Genomic DNA, 17817 nt, shown 5'->3' with positions numbered 1-17817 from the left:
GCTCCCCACGCTCCCCCGGCACCCCGGTCCCCGGCTCTCCCGGCGAATTACGACGCCGCGGACCACGCAGGGCGCAACGGGGCCTCCGGGGGCCCTGCTCTCGACCTGACCTCAGGTGCGTATGGTCCGAACTGTGCGCGGGCAGTCACGTCGGCGATCTCTCCCTGAACCCCACAACGCACGATGTCCGCTCCCTGGGCCGAGGCGACCTTCCCGGCCGCCGCGCACGCCACCTCCGCACCGCGCAGCGCCTGATCGGCTGCGGCGAGCGCCGCCAGATCCGCCGCACCGCCGGCCCGGTGACGGGCGGACACGGCCTGGCCGAGGGCCAGCACCATGGCGAACACCGCGCAGAGCGTCGCCGCTGTGACAGCCACCCAGACCGTCGCCAGCCCCCGGTCACCGTTGCCGGGGGTGCCGCGCAGCCTTCTCACTGTTCCGTCCCCACGGTGTCCTCGGCCAACGCGACAGCCTCAGCACTCAGCGTCAGGCCCAGCGGCCCGGGCCCCGGAGTCGGCGCCTCCACCCGGACCCGCCACAGCCCTCCGGCCCGCTCCACAGCGACCCGTGCCCTGCCCGGCGCCGCCTCCCGCGCCGCGGCCCGTACGGCACCCTCCGGCTCCGAGCGGGCCGCTGCCCGCGCTCCGGCCCGCGCCGCGTCCACACAGCGGATCTGGTCCGACGCGGCCACCAACGCCCATACAAGCGCGAGGACGAACACCACCAGCACAGGGAGTGCCATGGCGGCCTCCGCCGTCACCGCCCCCCGGTCACCGGTCAGGCCCCTCCCCAGGTCCTCAGAACTTCGCATCGAGGGCGTCCTTGATCAATGACTGCAACGCCGACAGCACTGCCCCACTGGTGACCACCTTGTAGAGCACCGCCGCGAAGGCGCAGGCAGCAATGGTCCCCACCGCGTACTCCGACGTCGTCATTCCACGATCGAGACCGCGGCACCGGGCCCGCCCGCCGAACCCGGCCTCCCAAGCACGGCGCAGCGCATTCAGAGACCGCTCCATGGCTTTCCTTCCCATCTCAACCCCCATGTCCAGAACCCACGTTGTTTTCATTCGGAACTTTCGATTCGGTGCTTCGCATGATTCGGCGCTCGGGCGAACCGGCACTTCGCGACAGCGGGAGCGGTCCGGCACGGCTCCCGCTCCAAACCAGCCAGGGCCTCGGCTCGTGCACCGGCGGGCATCCGGCGCCGGTTCTCCGTCGGCATCTCATCCGAGTCATGGCATTTCCCCGCCGAGACCCGCGTTCGGAGCCGGCCTCCGACTGAACGACCGTTCAAGTTCAGCTGCGGTCCAGCAGACCGGTCGCCAGTCCGATCACCACCGGGGCCACCCCCACCGCCAGAAAGGCGGGCAGGAAGCAGAGCCCCACAGGTGCGGTGATCAGCACGCCCGCCCGCTGGGCACGCGCCACGGCCGCGCTCGCCCCTGCGGCGCGCATCTCGTCGGCCAGCCTGGAAACCGGCTCAGCCGCAGGCGCCCCCGTCGATGCGGCACGTTCCAGACAACGCGCCAGCGGCGCAGCTCCCGGTATCTCCCCGAACCGGCCCCATGCCTGAGCAGGTTCACCACCGAGGAGGATCTCGGCCGCCGTACGGGCCAGTCGCTCGCCGACCGGACCGCCAATGGATTCCCCGACCGCCTCCGCCGCGTCCCGCGGGCCGGCACCGGCCGACAGGCACGATGCCAACAGATCCGCGACAACAGGCAGTTGCCGGGCGACCAGCGCAGCCTCGGCCTCCCGGCCTGCGGCTCCACGCCCCCTCACGGAGCGCCGCCACCGCCGCAGTCCGTACGCCGCCGCAAACCCGGCCCCGCAGCCGGCGGGTGTGCCCACGAGGATCCAGCCTGCCGCCGAGGCTGCGAGGAACACCGCCCACCGCCGAGCACGGCTCCGCCCCCACGCCCGAAGGCGCATCCGCCCCGGCCTCTGCCTGCTCGCGCAGGACCCGGCCAGGAGCGCACCCCTTCGGCGTATCGCGCGCTCATGCCGCCGCACGGTCAGTGTGGAGGTGAGGTATACAGCTGCACCCACTGCCGCCCCGGCCGCTCCCAGCGATTCCCCCGAACCAGGCACCCCGCTCACGGCGCCTCCCCCGCCCGCACGATCCGCGATGCCCAGAACAGCCCCGCTGCCTCCAGCAGTCCGCCCACCATCAGGCAGACGAGCCCACCCGGGCTGTGCAGCAGAACCCCCAGCGGGTCTGCTCCGAGTGCAGCGCCCAGCCCCAGGCCGAGCACCGGCAGCAAAGCCAGGACCGCGACGGTCGACCACGCGCCCGCCAGCTGTGCCCGCAGTTCCTCCCGCCGCCTCCTCTCGCCTCGCAGGGCGCTCTCCAGGCGTGCCAGACCTGCCGCGAGTCCCGCTCCCCCGTCCACAGCCACGCGCCAACAGGCCGCCATCCCGGCGAGCCCGTCGAGGCCGGGCCCCGCCGATGCCTGCCGCAGGGCGCCTGGCACATCGCCGCCGAACCTCGCGGCGGCCAGCACGGCGGATTCGGCCGCACCCAGTTCGCCACCCACGTTCCGTGTGGCAGCGAGCAGCGCCTGGCCGGGCTCACGCCCTGCCCGTAATTCGCCGACCACCGCTCCACAGAGAGCAGTCACCGCGTGGACCGCCCTCTCGCGCTCATCGCGGCCCGCCCGCCGTCGCAGCCAGCGCCTCACCAGCACAACCGCCACAGCGCCCGCGAGGAGCGGCAGCACCGATTCCCCCAGCACAGCGAGAAAGGCCGCCACAGGGGCGCACAGCCATTCCCGTCGCCTTTCGACGAGCCCGCGGACCATAGCCCAGGCCGCAGACCCCCACTGCTCCTCCCCACGTCCTGCCATCAGCAGCCGGGCTCGCCGCACCCCCGGGTCCCGGGCCACAGCCAGACCACCTGCCAGACCCGTGCACCCCGCCATCACCCAGGCCAGCACCTGCATCAGAGGTACAGGGCCCGCCGCGGTCACAGCTCCTCCCCGATCAGCGTCCCGAGCCGCTCCCAGCCCCGCTCCGACTCGAAGCCACCGGCGCCCCAGCGCAGCGCGGGCACGGTGACGACCAGGCCTGCGGAATCCCGTTCGAGGACATGCACCTCGGCCAGACGCCGCTGCCCGCCCCTGTCCCGAGCGAGGTGGACGACGACGGACAACGCAGCAGCCAACTGGCTGTGCAGAGCTGCACGATCGAGGCCCGCGGCCGTCCCGAGGGCCTCCAACCGCGCCGGAACATGCTCGGCCGCGTTGGCGTGCACCGTGCCGCAACCGCCCTCGTGTCCGGTGTTGAGGGCCGCCAGAAGCTCCGTCACCTCGGCCCCCCGGACCTCCCCCACCACCAGCCGGTCAGGACGCATGCGCAACGCCTGGCGCACCAGGTCACGTAGCGTCACCCGTCCAGCACCCTCCTGGTTGGCGGGACGCGACTCCAGACGCACCACGTGCGGGTGATCCGGGCGCAACTCCGCCGAATCCTCCGCCAACACGATGCGCTCCCGCTGCCCGACCGCCCCCAGCAAGCTCGACAGGAGGGTTGTCTTCCCAGCGCCGGTGCCCCCGCTGATCAGATACGAGACCCGGGCCTCGACCAGAGCTCTCAGCACCCGGTCGCCGCCGGGCGGGACCGTCCCCGCCGCCACGAGCTCCGCCAGGGTGAAGGCCCTGGGCCGCACCACCCGCAGAGAGAGACACGTCGAGCCGACGGACACGGGCGGCAGCACAGCGTGCATACGCGTGCCGTCCGGCAGCCGGGCATCCACCCACGGCCGCGCGTCGTCCAGCCTGCGCCCCGCCACTGCGGCAAGCCTCTGAGCCAGCCTCCGGACGGCCGCCGCATCCTGGAAGGTGACGCGCGTCAGCTCAAGTCCGCCGCCACGGTCCACCCACACCCGGTCCGGAGCGGACACAAGCACATCGGTGACCGCGGGATCTGCCAAGAGCCGCTCCAGCACTCCCGTGCCGACCAGTTCGCCCCGCAGTTCCTCGGCAGCGCCGAGGACTTCCGCGTCGCCGAGCAAACGGCCCTGCTCTCTCAGTGCGGCAGCCACCCCGGCCGGAGTGGGGGCCGCACCGCTGCGGGCCAGCCGTTGGCGTACGGCGTCGAGCAACGCGTCGCTCATGACGTCGCTCCCCCGCGAAGCCGGGCCGGGACCACGTCCGAGCGGCCCGCAGGGGCATCCGCCAGATCCCAGAAGGCGGCACAGAAGCGGGCCAGCGGGCCGCGGGTGTTCCCGCCCGGGGGTACACCGCTGTCCTGAGCCGAAGACAGGCCGGCCTCCGTGGGCAGGTCGCCCACAAGCGGCAGTCCCAGGGCCCGCGCCACCCACTGCTCGTCCAGGCCAGCCGTGTAGGGGCCCCGGGCGACCACGCGCAGGTCCTGCAGGATCATTCGGGCAGCAGCAGCCACACGCCGCGCCGCCGCGACCGCTCGCAGCTCCCCAGGCACAACGAGCAGTCCGACGTCCATCTGCGCCAGCGCTTCTGCCACACCCTCGTCAACCCGTCGCGGCAGATCCACGACCACCGCCCCGCCGAGCCGGCGCGCCGCGGCGAGCACCGACTGCATGGCCTGCGGTGGAACGATCACTTCGTCGTCGCGGCCCCAGCTGAGCACACGAAGCCCGTGCAACGCGGGCAGGGACTCCTCCAGCGCACCTCCACCCAGCCTTCCTTTCGAACGAGCGAAATCAGGCCATCGCAAACCCTCGGATTCCTCCCCGCCGAGCAACACGTCGATTCCGCCGCCCAGGGGATCGCCGTCGATCAGCATGGTCCGACGACCCGACCGCGCCGCCGTGACGGCGAGCGCACAGGCCAGCGTGGATGCGCCGGAGCCGCCGCGTCCGCCCAGCACTCCCACGGTGAGCGCGGATCGGCCCACACCCTCAACCGCATTGGCGATCTGGTCGACGAGCCATCCTTCGGAATCAGGCAGCCTCAGCACGTATTCGGCTCCTACCTCCACCGCACGGCGCCATACATCGGGGTCGTCCTGATCCCGCCCGACGAGCATGACGCCCGGTCTGCGGGGCAACCCACGGCAACTGCGCGCCGCGTCGTCGCCGACCAGAACCATCGGGGCACTCTCCCAGCAGCCCCGCTCTCCCGGAGCCCCGTGATGAACCTCGGGCACCGACCCCGCGGCTGCGCACAGCCTGAGCAGGTCGTCCAGCAACTCCGGGTCCTCGGTCACGATCAGCGGCCCTTCCCGCCGCTGCTCGGCGCTCGACGGACCTCCGCCCGCGAACAATCCAGCCACGATCTCCGCCCCTCCTCATGTCCCTTCAGTGCGGTTTCGCGGCGATCTCGAACGCGTCGAAGATGCGCGATTCCGGAACCCACGGACTTCGTGGGTGGAATCAACATGCAACGGCTGGGAAAAAGATGTGGATCTTGCTCAAGAACTGTGGACAACCCCAGCGCTGTGAATATCTCGGTAGCTCGTCCAGGGGACTTTCGGGGCGCAGCTCTTCCGCTACGCACAGTCACGAGGCATGGTCGAGTGGACCGCCCCGACGGGGAGCGACGGAGACGACAAGGGAGGGAGAGCTCTGATCCGATGCTCGAAAAAAGCGTCCGGACGTGCGACGACCCCCGCCGGGGGGGAGAGCGGGGGTCGTCCCCACGGCCGACTCGGGGGGGGAGGAGCCGGACCGGGTTAGCACGGTCGCGAACGATCCGTGACTTCCATGGTGTACCCGAGCACCTTCTCAGGCAAACCCGCCGACCGGACTTTACGCCGAATGGCGGGCCCCTATGCTCACCTTTGTGGAAAATTGCTTCTCGCCGCGTACGGCAGCCTTCTTCGACCTGGACAAGACGGTCATTGCGAAGTCATCGACGCTGACCTTCAGCAAGTCCTTCTACCAAGGCGGGCTGATCAACCGCCGCGCCGTACTGCGCACTGCGTACACACAGTTCGTGTTTCTAGCCGGGGGTGCCGATCACGACCAGATGGAGCGGATGCGCGAGTACCTCTCAGCACTCTGCAAGGGATGGAACGTCCAGCAGGTCAAGGACCTTGTGGCCGAAACGCTGCACGACCTGATCGACCCGATCATCTACGACGAGGCGGCGACCCTCATCGAGGAGCATCACACCGCCGGACGTGACGTGGTCATCGTCTCGACCTCCGGCGCAGAGGTCGTGGAACCGATCGGTGAACTACTCGGAGCAGACCGGGTCGTGGCGACCCGGATGGTCGTGGGGGAAGACGGCTGCTTCACCGGCGAGGTCGAGTACTACGCCTACGGACCCACCAAAGCCGAGGCGATCAAGGCTCTCGCCGAATCGGAAGGTTATGACCTCTCGCGCTGCTATGCGTACAGCGACTCAGCCACCGACGTGCCGATGCTGGAATCGGTCGGACACCCCCACGCCGTCAACCCCGACCGGGCACTGAGGCGCGAGGCCATCCTGCGGGAATGGCCGATTCTCGTCTTCGACCGACCCGTCCGCCTCAAACAACGCCTGCCCTCGTTCTCGATGCCGCCTCGGCCGGCACTCGTCGCCGCGGCCGCTCTGGGTGCGGCAGCGGCGACAGCCGGACTGGTCTGGTACGCCAACCGCCGCCGCGCCGCCGCAGTCGCCACCTGATACCACCTGCGTCGGAGTGCCGTTCCCCTGCAACCAGCCCCACCCGAAGGCAGCCAGCTCCACAAACCGCAGGAAATCCGAAATGCCTGGTTCGATACCATTTGGAAGTAAAAGTAAAGAAGCGCGACCAGGCCTTCCGCTCACCCCCCGTCCAGGAGTACAAAGGACTCAACGGCCCGCGAGACCAGGGACATCCGAGAGGATCACCTTTTCACGCAGGAAGGCCCCACGGACCGTGCACGAAAGCCGAGTACCCACGCGACGTCGACCCGTCGATTACGGGCCAGCCGCACCAGGTGACGGGCAAAGAACCTGACCTGATGGGCATACACCGAGGACGCTTGGTAACTGGGCGGACGTGCCAGCGGCGGTACCGGAACCGGTACCGCCGCACACCTGCGCCGAACTGCGCCGGAAGCTTCCGGGCCATCCGGGCAACACTCGGCGGGCCGCATGGCCGATTCCCGGAACAGCACGCCTCCAAGAAGCGCAACACCGTCGAACGGGCGATCAACCGCTTGAAGCAGCACCGGACAGTCGCCACACGCTACGACGCGGCTACGTCACCCTCGACACCGACACAGCGGCCGTCCTCGTGATCTGGCTTCGTAGCTGAGTACCGGCGTCACAAAGCAATCGGCCGGTACGCCAAAGCCTGGCCGACCACTTCCTCGGCCGACAACTCCCGCTCCGACGGCCAGAAGACCAGGTCACTGACGTGACCGGACGGGCAGGCCAGAGCTCTGTCGAGCTTGTCCAGCCAGTCGTTCAGCTCGCCCTCCGAGGCGTAGTCCGCCTCCACGATCCGCTGCACAAGCGCGACCGCTTCAGCCCGACTCAACTCCACCGCACCCATCAGGCCACCTCCATCGGCGCACCCTCCCGAGCGGCGCGACCGCCCGGACAAGCCCTAGGCGGCGCCGCGCTGCATCGCTTCACATACCGCCGTGGACTCCCTGGCGCCCAGTTCGACCGAGCGCGCGCAGTGGGCGATCCAGGCCGCCATCCCCTCAGGCTTTCCTGACAGGTACCCCTCGAACGCGGCCACATAGGCCGCGCGGCCTTGTTCCGCATGACCCACTTCGGCTGGGCAGACCGACTTGGGGTCGAGTCCACTGTTGATCAGCACGATCCGCTCGGCGGTCCGGGCGACCAAGCCGTTGTGCGAAGCGAAAGGGCGCAGCGCAAGCAGTTCACCGTGCACCACCGAGGACGTCACCAGTGCGGGCGCCGAGCCACCTGCGATGATCAGCTGCGAAAGCCCTTCGAGTCGCCCGGCCACCTCATCCGCGTCGGGGACAGACGTTTCGATCAACGGTTCGTCGACCGGCTCGCCCGCCAGCCGTGGCCTGCCGACCGTATCGTCTGGAGTCACGCCGCCCGCCGCGACGAGATGCAGCCTCGCAAGGACACGAAGCGGTGACTGCCTCCAGATGGAGAGCAACTGCCCCGCCTCCGCCGTGAGCCTCAGGGCGGCACCGATGACACGAGCCTCGTCCTCACCGCTGAAGTCAGTGCGTCGTCGGACCTCTTCCAGGTTCCAGTCGGCGCCGGAGAGCGCCGCAGAACCGCGGGCTCCTCGCAAGGCCGCCTCTGCGGTGACCTCGTTGCTTCGGCGCCGCATGACCCGGTGTCCGTAGACCCGGTCCACGGCCTTGCGCACGGAGTCCACCGCATCGGGGACCCCCGGCAGTTCCCCTAGGGCGGCAAGCGGGTCCGAGGAAGTCGTACTCATAAGTAGGGAGGCTACGCGCCCCGGGTGCGGTTACCGCTCGGGAGTGGCCTTCTTCACGAAGTTTGACAACAGATAGCGATTGAGCGGCTACCCTAAGTGAATATGAAGATCGCTTTCGTAGGGAAGGGCGGCAGCGGCAAGACCACGCTGTCTTCGCTCTTCATCCGCCACCTCGCTGCAAATGAAGCCCACGTCGTCGCGGTGGACGCCGATATCAACCAGCACCTCGGGGCCGCCCTCGGCCTGGACGAGGACGAGGCCGCCGGTCTCCCCGCCATGGGCGCCCAACTGCCTCTCATCAAGGACTACCTTCGCGGAAGCAACCCCCGCATTGCGTCCGCCGCAACCATGATCAAGACCACGCCCCCCGGTGAAGGGTCCCGGCTCCTGCGCGTACGCGAGGCCAACCCGGTCTACGACGCCTGCGCCCGCACAGTCCGCCTCGACGACGGAGAGATCCGGTTGATGGCCACCGGGCCGTTCACCGAGTCCGATCTCGGCGTTGCCTGCTACCACTCCAAAGTGGGAGCGGTGGAGCTCTGCCTCAACCACCTGGTCGACGGCCGGGACGAGTATGTGGTGGTCGACATGACGGCGGGTTCGGATTCGTTCGCCTCAGGACTGTTCACCCGCTTCGACATGACCTTCCTGGTCGCCGAACCGACCCGGAAGGGTGTCTCCGTCTACCGCCAGTACAAGGAGTACGCCCGTGACTTCGGGGTCGCACTGAAAGTGGTGGGCAACAAGGTGCAGGGCGAGGACGATCTCGACTTCCTGCGCGCCGAGGTCGGCGACGACCTGCTGGTCGGCATCGGCCAGTCCGACTGGGTCCGGACGATGGAAAAGGGCCGGCCCGCCCCGTTCGAGTTGCTGGAGGCGGACAACCGGATGGCCCTGCAGGCCCTGCAGAACGTCGCGGAGGACTCGTACGAGCTACGAGACTGGGAGCGATATATGCGCCAGATGGTGCACTTTCACCTGAAGAACGCGGAGAGCTGGGGCAACGAGAAGACGGGTGCCGACCTGGCCGCCCAGGTCGACCCCTCGTTCGCCCTGGGCGAGCACTGTGCGGAAACGGGCGCCGCCCTGCCGGCCCCAGCCTGACGGAGCGGCGCCGGGCGCGATCCCTACCCCGCGCTTCCGTCGGCCCCCTTGCCCGCCGGCTGATCCGCCGGCCTGGCGGGCACGGGGCTGCCGGCGGGCTTGGCCGGACCCGTGCCGGCGAGGAACGCCGTCCAGCCCGGTTCGGGCTTCTGGCCCACCTTCAATGTCCCGAGCTTCGCGAGCGTCGCCGGGGCCTGGGCATCCAGCCAGTCGGTGAGCTGGCGGAAGGAAACACACTGCACATCCCGCTGGGTGCACACAGTCTTCATCGTCTCCTCGACGGCACGCATATAGGTGCCGCCGTTCCAGGATTCGAAGTGGTTGCCGATGATCAGCGGAGCGCGGTTTCCGTTGTAGGCCCGGCCGAACGCCTGAAGCAGACCGTCCCGCATCTGGTTACCCCAGTACTCGTGCTTGCCCGGGTCGCCCTGCGTCGTACCGGACTGGTTGAACATGAAGTTGTAGTCCATCGACAGCGTCTCGAACGCGCGGCCAGGGACGGGTACGAGCTGCAGGGGAAGGTCCCAGATGCCTTCCTTCTTCGCGGGCCAGACCTGGTTGCCGACACCGCTGGAGTCGTAGCGGAATCCCATGGTCCGCGCCGCTGCCACCATGTTCTTCTGTCCCTCGAGGCACGGAGTGCGGGCGCCGATCAGTTCCTTGTCGTAGTCGAAGGGCAGCGGCGCTTCGCCCTTGAGCGCCGGAGCGTTGGTCTTCCAGCCCTTCACGAACGCTTTCGCCTGGCTGATCTCGCTCTTCCACTCCTCGACCGACCATGTGCCGACACCCCCGTCCGGCCCGCAGAAGTGCCCGTTGAAGTGGGTGCCGATCTCGTTGCCGTCCAGCCACGCGGCACGCAGCTCCGTCAGCGTGTGCCGGATCCCCTTGGTGTCGTTGAACCCGATGTCGGAGCGGCCCGCCGCGTGCTGGGGCGGGTCGTAGAGCTCCTTCTTCTCCTCCGGCAGGAGGTACACGCCGCTGAGGAAGTACGTCATTTTGGCGTCATACTTCTTCGCGACCGCGCGGAAGTGCGAGAAGAGCTTCTGGCTGTCCTCACCCGCGCCGTCCCACGAGAACACCACGAACTGCGGTGGCTTCTGACCGGGCTTGAGACGCTTGGCGGCGGGGAGTTTCGGCTGGGCTCCCGTAAAGGCGGTGGAACCGTCCCCGATGAGGTTCACCGGCCCCTTGGGCGCCGCCGCGGGGGAGTTCCCCTCCGCGCCTGGGGCCGACTCCTTCCCGGCTCCGGCCCCAGGGCCATCAGCCCCCGGCCCGGGACCCGAACAGCCAGCCAGGCCGGCGACAAGCGCCGTGACCACGGCACCCAGGGCAATCCGCTTCGTGGCGGCCATCATCCGTCCACCCTCTTCCTTGCAGGATTCATGCGTTGAAGTGCCGACACGGCGCGGTCAACCTCACACGCAGCTCTGCCGGAATCAGTACGACAAGCCGAATGAAAAGATGCTTATTCACTTGAAGGAGTGACTCACTGGGCTATTTGCTCGAAAGCATGGACACTTTTCTTTACTCTCCATTACGATTCATTTACGGAGAGTTGAAACATCCCGCCGCTGCACCCACCGCCGCACGCCGTGACCCACGGCCGCCGTCACTCACATACCGCGACCGCGCTGCCCCGGAGGAGACGGGAACATGTCTGCCTGCGTCCCTACCCGCGACGACCACTCATCCCGCGGCTCGATCCCTTCCCGCGCTTCGGGAATCAAGCGTCCACACAGTCCGCCACCACCGCCCCGCCGCGGACGTTTCCGCGTCTCGGGCGCGGATCTGTCCGCATCGATCACCGTTTTCCTGATCGCCGTTCCCATGTCGCTCGGCCTCGCCGTCGCGATGGACGCCCCACTCGCCGCCGGGCTTGTATCCGCGGCGATCGGCGGCATCGTCGCCGGACTGCTGGGCGGCACACCGCTCCAGGTCAGCGGCCCTTCAGCCGGACTGACCGTAGTCACCGCCGAGTTGATCCAGATCTACGGATGGCGCACCACATGCGCGATCACCATCGGCGCGGGACTCCTGCAGATTCTGCTGGGCTCCCTGAGAGCCGCCCGCAATGCCCTTGCCGTCAGCCCGGCCATCGTCCACGGCACACTCGCGGGCATCGGTGTGGCCATCGCCCTGGCCCAGCTGCACATCGTGCTCGGCGGGGCCCCGCAGAGCTCCGCCCTGGAGAACGCCCTGACGCTTCCCTCCCACCTGGCGCAGCTCGAGCCCGCCGCACCCCTCATCGGATCGCTGACGATCCTTCTTCTCGTCGTGTGGCCGCGCCTGCCCGGACGGATCGGAATGTCGCTGGGCAGAATTCCCGCCGCGCTCGCCGCGGTGGCCATCGCCACGGCTGTCGCCGCTGCGGCCACCCCCGGCATCGTCCGGGTGGACCTTCCGTCATGGCGCTCGCACGCCCTGCCTGAGCTGCCGCAGGGCCCGGTCGCCGCGCTCGCGGCAGCGGTGTTCACCGTCATGCTCGTTGCCAGCCTCGAATCCCTGCTCGCCGCGGTCGCCGTGGACAAGCTGGCCTCCGACCGGTCGGCAGCCGCCCCCAGGGAAGGGGAGGCGCCGGCCGCACCCGTCAAGCGTGCCGACCTCGACCGGGAGTTGCGGGCCCAGGGTGTCGCCAATGCGGTGTCGGGACTGGCCGGAGGTCTTGCCGTGTCCGGAGGCGCCGTGCGCAGTTCGGCGAATGTGCGGGCGGGCGCGCAGAGCCGCGCCTCCACAGTGCTGCATGGCGTCTGGGTGCTGCTGGCGGCCGTACTGCTTGTCACAGCCCTGGAGTGGATTCCCCTGGCGGCGCTCGGCGCACTGGTGATGGTGGTCGGTATCCAGATGGTCAGCTTCGCCCACATCCGCAAGGTCCACAGACACCGGGAGTTCCTGGTGTACGGCGCGACGATCAGCGGCGTACTCCTCGCCGGAGTCCTCGAAGGAGTCGCGATCGGCATCGTCGTGGCGGTGGCCGTCGCCCTGCACCGACTGGCTCGCACGCGGATCACCGTGACCGAGCGACCGGACGGCCGATACCTGGTCGCAGCCCGCGGCCAGCTGACTTTCCTGGCCGTCCCCCGGCTGAGCCGCGTGCTCGGAAGGCTCCCGCAAGGGGTGGACGCCGTGGTCGAGTTGGACGGCTTCTTCATGGACCATGCGGCCTACGAGACGATCCAGGACTGGTACGCCGCGCAGATCGCGATGGGAGGCCGGATCGAGTTCACAGGCCGCTCCGGAGGCCGGATCGCCGAGCCTGCGTCTGCCGCTCATTCCTGCTGCCGTCCATGGACCCCGTGGCGGAACCACCACTGCCACGACCGCGGGCGGGAAGACGCTCCGACCACCGCCGCCCCGGCCTCGCACTTCGTGTCGAAGACCGCCGCCTCAGCCCCTCCGGCAGGTACCTCAAGCCGTCGGCACGGGCCCCACCGGCTTCTCAGCGGCCTCAGTTCCTTCCAGCGCACCACCGCCCCGCTGGTCCGGGAGGAACTGGCTCGGCTGGCCGCCGAGGGACAACGACCGTCCCAGCTGTTCCTCACCTGCGCAGACTCCCGACTCGTCACGAGCATGATCACCGCGAGTGGCCCGGGCGACCTCTTCACCGTCCGGAACGTCGGCAATCTGGTGCCGCCGCCGGACGCCGGGGGCGCAACCGGCAACGACGACTCCGTGGCTGCCGCCATCGAGTACGCGGTGGATGTGCTGGAGGTCGAGTCCATCACGATCTGTGGCCACTCCGGATGCGGGGCGATGCAGGCCCTGTTGGGGTCCGAACCCGAGACACCCCAGACACCCCTGTGGCGCTGGCTGCGGCACGGGCTGCCGAGCTTGGAGCGCATGCGTTCCCGCCACCACTCCTGGGCTCGCATCGCCGGCCGACTGCCCACCGATGCCGTGGAGCAGCTCTGTCTGACCAATGTGGTCCAGCAGTTGGAGCACCTGCGGGCACACGAATCGGTGGCTCGCCGACTGACAGCAGGCACCCTGCAACTGCACGGCATGTACTTTCACGTCGGCGAGGCGCAGGCTTATCTGCTGACCGAGGGCGCCAGTTCCGGAACAGGGCCCGACGAGGTCTTCGCCCGGGTAGCCCCCGGCGCCGTATGGGGTGCGGAGCCCGGCACAGAAAGCCTGCCCACGGGCCCCGGCATCACTGTCGGTGCCTGAACCACTCGCCTTCCCGGTCCGTGAGACCTTGTGGTCCCGCTTTCGCGTCGCGCAGCGCCGCTCGCGGAAGCGGGACCTGTGTGCTCCTCACACGGGACACAGGTCTAAACCAATTCCCGGCAGACACTTGTCACCTGGCCCGCGGCCTGATGAGCTGTCCCCCGGGACACAACGGACACCCTGGGAATGGGAGATGTCGTGAGCAACGAAAGCCTGGCCAATCTGCTCAAGGAGGAGACCGCAGCATGAGCGAGCCTTCCTCTCTCTCCAATCTGCTCAAGGAGGAGCGGCGGTTCGCACCGCCTGCCGATCTGGCCTCGAACGCCAACGTGACGGTGGAGGCGTATGAGCAGGCCGAGGCGGACAGGCTGGGCTTCTGGGCCGAGCAGGCCCGCCGCCTGACCTGGGCCACGGAGCCGACCGAGACGCTCGACTGGAGCAATCCGCCCTTCGCGAAGTGGTTCGCGGACGGCAAGCTCAACGTCGCGTACAACTGCGTGGACCGTCACGTCGAGGCGGGCAACGGCGACCGGGTCGCGATCCATTTCGAGGGCGAGCCCGGCGACAGCCGTGCGATCACCTACGCGGAGCTGAAGGACGAGGTCTCCCGCGCCGCCAATGCCCTCACCGAGCTTGGTGTCGGCAAGGGGGACCGGGTCGCCGTCTACCTGCCGATGATCCCGGAGGCCGCCGTGGCGATGCTGGCCTGCGCCCGCATCGGCGCAGCGCATTCGGTGGTGTTCGGCGGGTTCTCCGCGGACGCCATCGCCGCTCGCATCCAGGACGCCGACGCCAAGGTCGTCATCACCGCCGACGGCGGCTACCGCCGCGGCAAGCCCTCGGCGCTCAAGCCTGCCGTGGACGACGCCGTCTCGCGCATCGAGAGCGTCGAGCATGTCCTGGTGGTCCGGCGTACCGGGCAGGACACGGCATGGTCCGAGGGCCGGGACGTGTGGTGGCACGAGATCACGGCCCGGCAGTCGACCGAGCACACACCTGAGGCCTTCGACGCGGAGCATCCGCTCTTCATTCTCTACACCTCGGGAACCACGGGTAAGCCGAAGGGCATCCTGCACACCTCCGGGGGTTACCTGACCCAGGCGGCGTACACCCATCACGCGGTCTTCGACCTCAAGCCCGAGACCGACGTGTACTGGTGCACCGCCGACATCGGCTGGGTGACCGGCCATTCGTACATCGTCTACGGTCCGCTGGCCAACGGCGCGACCCAGGTCATGTACGAGGGGACGCCCGACACGCCGCACCAGGGGCGTTTCTGGGAGATCGTGCAGAAGTACGGGGTCACGATCCTCTACACCGCGCCGACCGCGATCCGTACGTTCATGAAGTGGGGAGACGACATCCCCGCCAAGTTCGACCTGTCGTCGCTGCGTGTGCTCGGTTCGGTCGGTGAGCCGATCAACCCCGAGGCGTGGATGTGGTACCGCAAGCACATCGGTTCCGATCTCTGCCCGATCGTGGACACCTGGTGGCAGACCGAGACCGGCGCCATGATGATCTCGCCGCTCCCCGGGGTCACGGCGACCAAGCCCGGCTCCGCCCAGCGGGCGCTGCCCGGCATCAATGCCACCGTCGTCGACGACGAGGCGCACGAGGTGCCCAACGGCGGGGGCGGTTATCTCGTCCTCACCGAGCCGTGGCCGTCGATGCTCCGCACCATCTGGGGTGACGACCAGCGCTTCATCGACACCTACTGGTCCCGCTTCGAGGGCAAGTACTTCGCCGGAGACGGCGCCAAGAAGGACGAGGACGGCGACGTCTGGCTGCTCGGCCGGGTCGACGACGTCATGCTCGTGTCCGGGCACAACATCTCCACCACCGAGGTCGAGTCGGCCCTCGTGTCCCACCCCTCAGTCGCCGAGGCAGCCGTCGTCGGTGCCAACGACGAGACGACCGGCCAGGCCATCGTCGCCTTCGTCATCCTGCGTGGCACGGCAACCGCCTCCGAGGAACTGGTCGCCGAGCTGCGCAACCACGTCGGCACCACACTCGGACCGATCGCCAAGCCCAAGCGGGTCCTGCCGGTGGCCGAGCTTCCGAAGACCCGGTCCGGCAAGATCATGCGCCGGCTCCTGCGCGATGTCGCCGAGAACCGCGAGCTGGGCGATGTCACCACGCTCACGGATACGGACAGCGTGCGTCGCATCATGGACGATCTGAACAAGTGATTCAGGCAGGGGCCGGGCAGGGGGCACAGCGACACAGCGTCGGTGTCACACCCTCCCGGCCCCCTCTGTTCGCCGCCGACCTGCGTCCGGTCCCGTGCCGGCCCACCGCCGTTCCGCTGGGCTGCTGGGCTGCTGGGCTGCTGGGCTGCTGGGCTGCTGGGCTGCTGCCCGATAATAGGCCGGACCCGACAGGTAGGCCGGAGTAGCTGTGCCCGACAAGAGGGACGTCACGCAGCCAGAGCCGTCCGACCTCGTCCACCCGTCGATCATGTCCCGCACGTGGTCCTGCCGCCCCGTGGACTCTCCCGCCGCGCCGCGAGTCCGACAGTGTCAGCACAGCCGGGGCGCGGAGCAGAAATGGGCGGATGCGGCGCACACCGCCGGGCAGCGGCCGTCGGATCCGGATACGTTTGCGACAGCCCAGGTAGAGTGGTGATCGCGTTTCGTCAGAGTGCGGTAGCGCACTGAGAGGTCTCCGGTGCGTCGGCACGAGTACCGAACACAACGACATAGAAATCTCCACAGGGGCGCCGGGAAGTCTGGTCGGCATGTGTATCCGCCATGCCGACCACTGCCGTAAACCGACCCGGAGGTCTCCCTCGTGACCCCGCCCCTGCCCCCTTCCGGCCGCCGCACCGTGCTCGGCCGGCTCTCGCTCCCCGAGCGCAATTACGTCGCCGAGGCCCTGCGCACCGAGACGGTCGGTGGAGTGCTTCTGCTGGCCGCGGCCGTTGCCGCGCTGATCTGGGCCAACACCTTCGGCTCCGCCTACGCCTCCGTGAGTGATTTCCACTTCGGCCCCGAAGCTCTCGGGCTCCACCTCTCGGTGTCCCACTGGGCCGCGGACGGTCTGCTCGCCGTCTTCTTCTTCGTCGCGGGCGTCGAACTCAAGCGTGAGCTGGTCGCCGGCGAACTCCGTGACCCCCGGGCCGCGGCTCTGCCCGTCGCCGCCGCGCTCTGCGGCATGGCCGTCCCCGCCGTCGTCTACGCGCTGACCGCCGTGCTCCGTGGAGGGTCCCTCGACGGCTGGGCGGTCCCCACCGCCACCGACATCGCTTTCGCGCTCGCGGTCCTCGCGGTCATCGGCACGTCGCTGCCGGCAGCGCTGCGGGCCTTCCTGCTGACACTCGCCGTCGTCGACGACCTCTTCGCCATTCTCATCATCGCGGTCTTCTTCACCGAGAGCATCGACTTCCTGGCACTCGGCGGCGCCTTCGCCGGTCTGGCCGTGTTCTACGTGCTGCTGCGCACGGGAGTGCGCGGCTGGTACATCTACCTGCCGCTCGCCCTGGCCATCTGGGGGCTGATGTACAACAGCGGCGTCCACGCGACGATCGCCGGCGTCGCCATGGGCCTCATGCTGCGCTGCACCAAGCGTGAGAGCGAGACGAGTTCCCCGGGCGAACACATCGAGCACCTGGTGCGCCCACTGTCGGCCGGCATCGCGGTACCACTGTTCGCCCTCTTCTCGGCCGGTGTCACCCTCAAGGGCGACGCACTGGCCGGCGTCTTCACCCGGCCCGAAACGCTCGGGGTGGTACTCGGTCTGGTCGTCGGCAAGACCGTCGGCATCTTCGGGGGCACCTGGCTCGTCACCCGCTTCACCAGGGCCGAACTGAACAAGGACCTGGCCTGGGCCGATGTCTTCGCGGTGGCGACGCTCGCCGGTATCGGCTTCACCGTCTCCCTGCTCATCGGGGAGCTCGCCTTCGCCGGCGACGAGGACATGATCAACGAGGTCAAGGCCGCGGTCCTCGTCGGTTCCCTGATTGCCGCCGTACTCTCCGGTGTACTGCTCAAACTGCGGGTACGCAGATACAGGACGCTGTACGAGGCCGAGGAACTCGACGCGGATGAATCGGGCGTGCCCGACGTCTACGAGCAGGACGACCCCGAGTACCACCTGCGTATGGCAGCGATCTACGAGAGGAAGGCTGCTGAGCACCGTCGCCTTGCCGAACGGGCGGGGGCAGCGAGCAGCAAGCCGGACAGTCCGGCATGATCTGACATCGGATGTACGGAAGAGAAG

15 protein-coding genes are annotated in these 17817 nt (G+C 68.9%); 5 read left to right on the top strand and 10 right to left on the bottom strand.

The features are described from left to right. Positions 1-47 precede the first annotated feature (47 nt). The 7 genes from BFF76_RS12105 to ssd form a co-directional block, all read right to left on the bottom strand. Entirely contained in the window at positions 48-434 is a 387-nt protein-coding gene (locus BFF76_RS12105; RefSeq protein WP_234316662.1) for an Rv3654c family TadE-like protein, read from the bottom strand. Continuing rightward, complete coding sequence (locus BFF76_RS12100; RefSeq protein WP_051834494.1) at positions 431-811, bottom strand: TadE family type IV pilus minor pilin; 381 nt, start codon at positions 809-811, stop codon at positions 431-433. The genes BFF76_RS12105 and BFF76_RS12100 overlap by 4 nt, the downstream gene beginning before the upstream one ends. Beyond that, entirely contained in the window at positions 798-1019 is a 222-nt protein-coding gene (locus tag BFF76_RS12095) for a DUF4244 domain-containing protein (RefSeq protein ID WP_053929457.1), read from the bottom strand. The genes BFF76_RS12100 and BFF76_RS12095 overlap by 14 nt, the downstream gene beginning before the upstream one ends. A 280-nt stretch (positions 1020-1299) precedes the next feature. After that, entirely contained in the window at positions 1300-2103 is an 804-nt protein-coding gene (locus BFF76_RS12090) for a type II secretion system F family protein (RefSeq protein WP_107418421.1), read from the bottom strand. Beyond that, entirely contained in the window at positions 2100-2945 is an 846-nt protein-coding gene (locus BFF76_RS12085) for a type II secretion system F family protein (RefSeq protein ID WP_031090893.1), read from the bottom strand. The genes BFF76_RS12090 and BFF76_RS12085 overlap by 4 nt, the downstream gene beginning before the upstream one ends. A 23-nt stretch (positions 2946-2968) precedes the next feature. Continuing rightward, entirely contained in the window at positions 2969-4117 is a 1149-nt protein-coding gene (locus tag BFF76_RS12080; protein ID WP_065848186.1) for a TadA family conjugal transfer-associated ATPase, read from the bottom strand. Next, positions 4114-5256, bottom strand: coding sequence for a septum site-determining protein Ssd (ssd, locus tag BFF76_RS12075; protein WP_053929459.1), 1143 nt, complete (start codon positions 5254-5256; stop codon positions 4114-4116). Before ssd ends, BFF76_RS12080 begins: the two co-directional genes overlap by 4 nt. 497 nt (positions 5257-5753) lie before the next feature. Between ssd and BFF76_RS12070 the strand changes: the two genes are divergently transcribed. Continuing rightward, entirely contained in the window at positions 5754-6593 is an 840-nt protein-coding gene (locus tag BFF76_RS12070) for an HAD family hydrolase (RefSeq protein WP_031090886.1), read from the top strand. Positions 6594-7218: 625 nt separating this feature from the next. On the opposite strand, the gene BFF76_RS12065 is transcribed toward BFF76_RS12070, so the two are convergent. Together BFF76_RS12065 and BFF76_RS12060 are read right to left on the bottom strand one after the other, a co-directional pair. Next, positions 7219-7449 carry a bacteriocin immunity protein gene (locus BFF76_RS12065; protein WP_031090884.1) on the bottom strand — a complete coding sequence of 77 codons (231 nt, stop codon included), beginning with the start codon at positions 7447-7449 and terminating at the stop codon, positions 7219-7221. 54 nt (positions 7450-7503) lie between these two features. Continuing rightward, complete coding sequence (locus tag BFF76_RS12060; protein ID WP_065848185.1) at positions 7504-8328, bottom strand: Fic family protein; 825 nt, start codon at positions 8326-8328, stop codon at positions 7504-7506. Positions 8329-8430: 102 nt separating this feature from the next. Here BFF76_RS12060 and BFF76_RS12055 point away from each other — a divergent pair, with 102 nt between their 5' ends. Beyond that, a complete protein-coding gene (locus tag BFF76_RS12055; RefSeq protein ID WP_065848184.1) occupies positions 8431-9432 on the top strand; it encodes an ATP-binding protein in 1002 nt (333 codons plus the stop codon). 23 nt (positions 9433-9455) lie between these two features. On the opposite strand, the gene BFF76_RS12050 is transcribed toward BFF76_RS12055, so the two are convergent. Further along, entirely contained in the window at positions 9456-10787 is a 1332-nt protein-coding gene (locus tag BFF76_RS12050) for a polysaccharide deacetylase family protein (RefSeq protein ID WP_031090878.1), read from the bottom strand. Positions 10788-11085: 298 nt separating this feature from the next. Between BFF76_RS12050 and BFF76_RS12045 the strand changes: the two genes are divergently transcribed. The 3 genes from BFF76_RS12045 (at position 11086) to nhaA (ending at position 17790) form a co-directional block, all read left to right on the top strand. After that, positions 11086-13599, top strand: a complete 2514-nt coding sequence (locus tag BFF76_RS12045; RefSeq protein WP_065848183.1) for a SulP family inorganic anion transporter — start codon at positions 11086-11088, stop codon at positions 13597-13599. A 245-nt stretch (positions 13600-13844) separates the two neighbouring features. Beyond that, a complete protein-coding gene (gene acs, locus BFF76_RS12040) occupies positions 13845-15788 on the top strand; it encodes an acetate--CoA ligase (RefSeq protein ID WP_053929463.1) in 1944 nt (647 codons plus the stop codon). 601 nt (positions 15789-16389) lie between these two features. Then, the gene (gene nhaA / locus BFF76_RS12030) at positions 16390-17790 is read left to right on the top strand and encodes a Na+/H+ antiporter NhaA (RefSeq protein ID WP_065848181.1); all 1401 of its coding nucleotides are present in this window, start codon (positions 16390-16392) and stop codon (positions 17788-17790) included. The last annotated feature ends 27 nt before the right edge of the window (positions 17791-17817 follow it).

Origin of the sequence: Streptomyces mutomycini (assembly GCF_001700505.1) — a bacterium.
In the GTDB taxonomy this organism is placed as follows: domain Bacteria; phylum Actinomycetota; class Actinomycetes; order Streptomycetales; family Streptomycetaceae; genus Streptomyces; species Streptomyces mutomycini.
This window is presented reverse-complemented; position numbering and strand designations above follow the sequence as displayed.

Excerpts from the sequence above, each read along its gene's own strand:
- BFF76_RS12100 (WP_051834494.1), bottom strand. The coding sequence starts at position 811 with ATGCGAAGTTCTGAGGACCTGGGGAGGGGCCTGACCGGTGACCGGGGG.
- BFF76_RS12095 (WP_053929457.1), bottom strand. The coding sequence starts at position 1,019 with ATGGAGCGGTCTCTGAATGCGCTGCGCCGTGCTTGGGAGGCCGGGTTC.
- BFF76_RS12085 (WP_031090893.1), bottom strand. The coding sequence starts at position 2,945 with ATGCAGGTGCTGGCCTGGGTGATGGCGGGGTGCACGGGTCTGGCAGGT.
- BFF76_RS12080 (WP_065848186.1), bottom strand. The coding sequence starts at position 4,117 with ATGAGCGACGCGTTGCTCGACGCCGTACGCCAACGGCTGGCCCGCAGC.
- BFF76_RS12070 (WP_031090886.1), top strand. The coding sequence starts at position 5,754 with ATGCTCACCTTTGTGGAAAATTGCTTCTCGCCGCGTACGGCAGCCTTC.
- BFF76_RS12065 (WP_031090884.1), bottom strand. The coding sequence starts at position 7,449 with ATGGGTGCGGTGGAGTTGAGTCGGGCTGAAGCGGTCGCGCTTGTGCAG.
- BFF76_RS12060 (WP_065848185.1), bottom strand. The coding sequence starts at position 8,328 with ATGAGTACGACTTCCTCGGACCCGCTTGCCGCCCTAGGGGAACTGCCG.
- BFF76_RS12055 (WP_065848184.1), top strand. The coding sequence starts at position 8,431 with ATGAAGATCGCTTTCGTAGGGAAGGGCGGCAGCGGCAAGACCACGCTG.
- BFF76_RS12050 (WP_031090878.1), bottom strand. The coding sequence starts at position 10,787 with ATGATGGCCGCCACGAAGCGGATTGCCCTGGGTGCCGTGGTCACGGCG.
- BFF76_RS12045 (WP_065848183.1), top strand. The coding sequence starts at position 11,086 with ATGTCTGCCTGCGTCCCTACCCGCGACGACCACTCATCCCGCGGCTCG.
- acs (WP_053929463.1), top strand. The coding sequence starts at position 13,845 with ATGAGCGAGCCTTCCTCTCTCTCCAATCTGCTCAAGGAGGAGCGGCGG.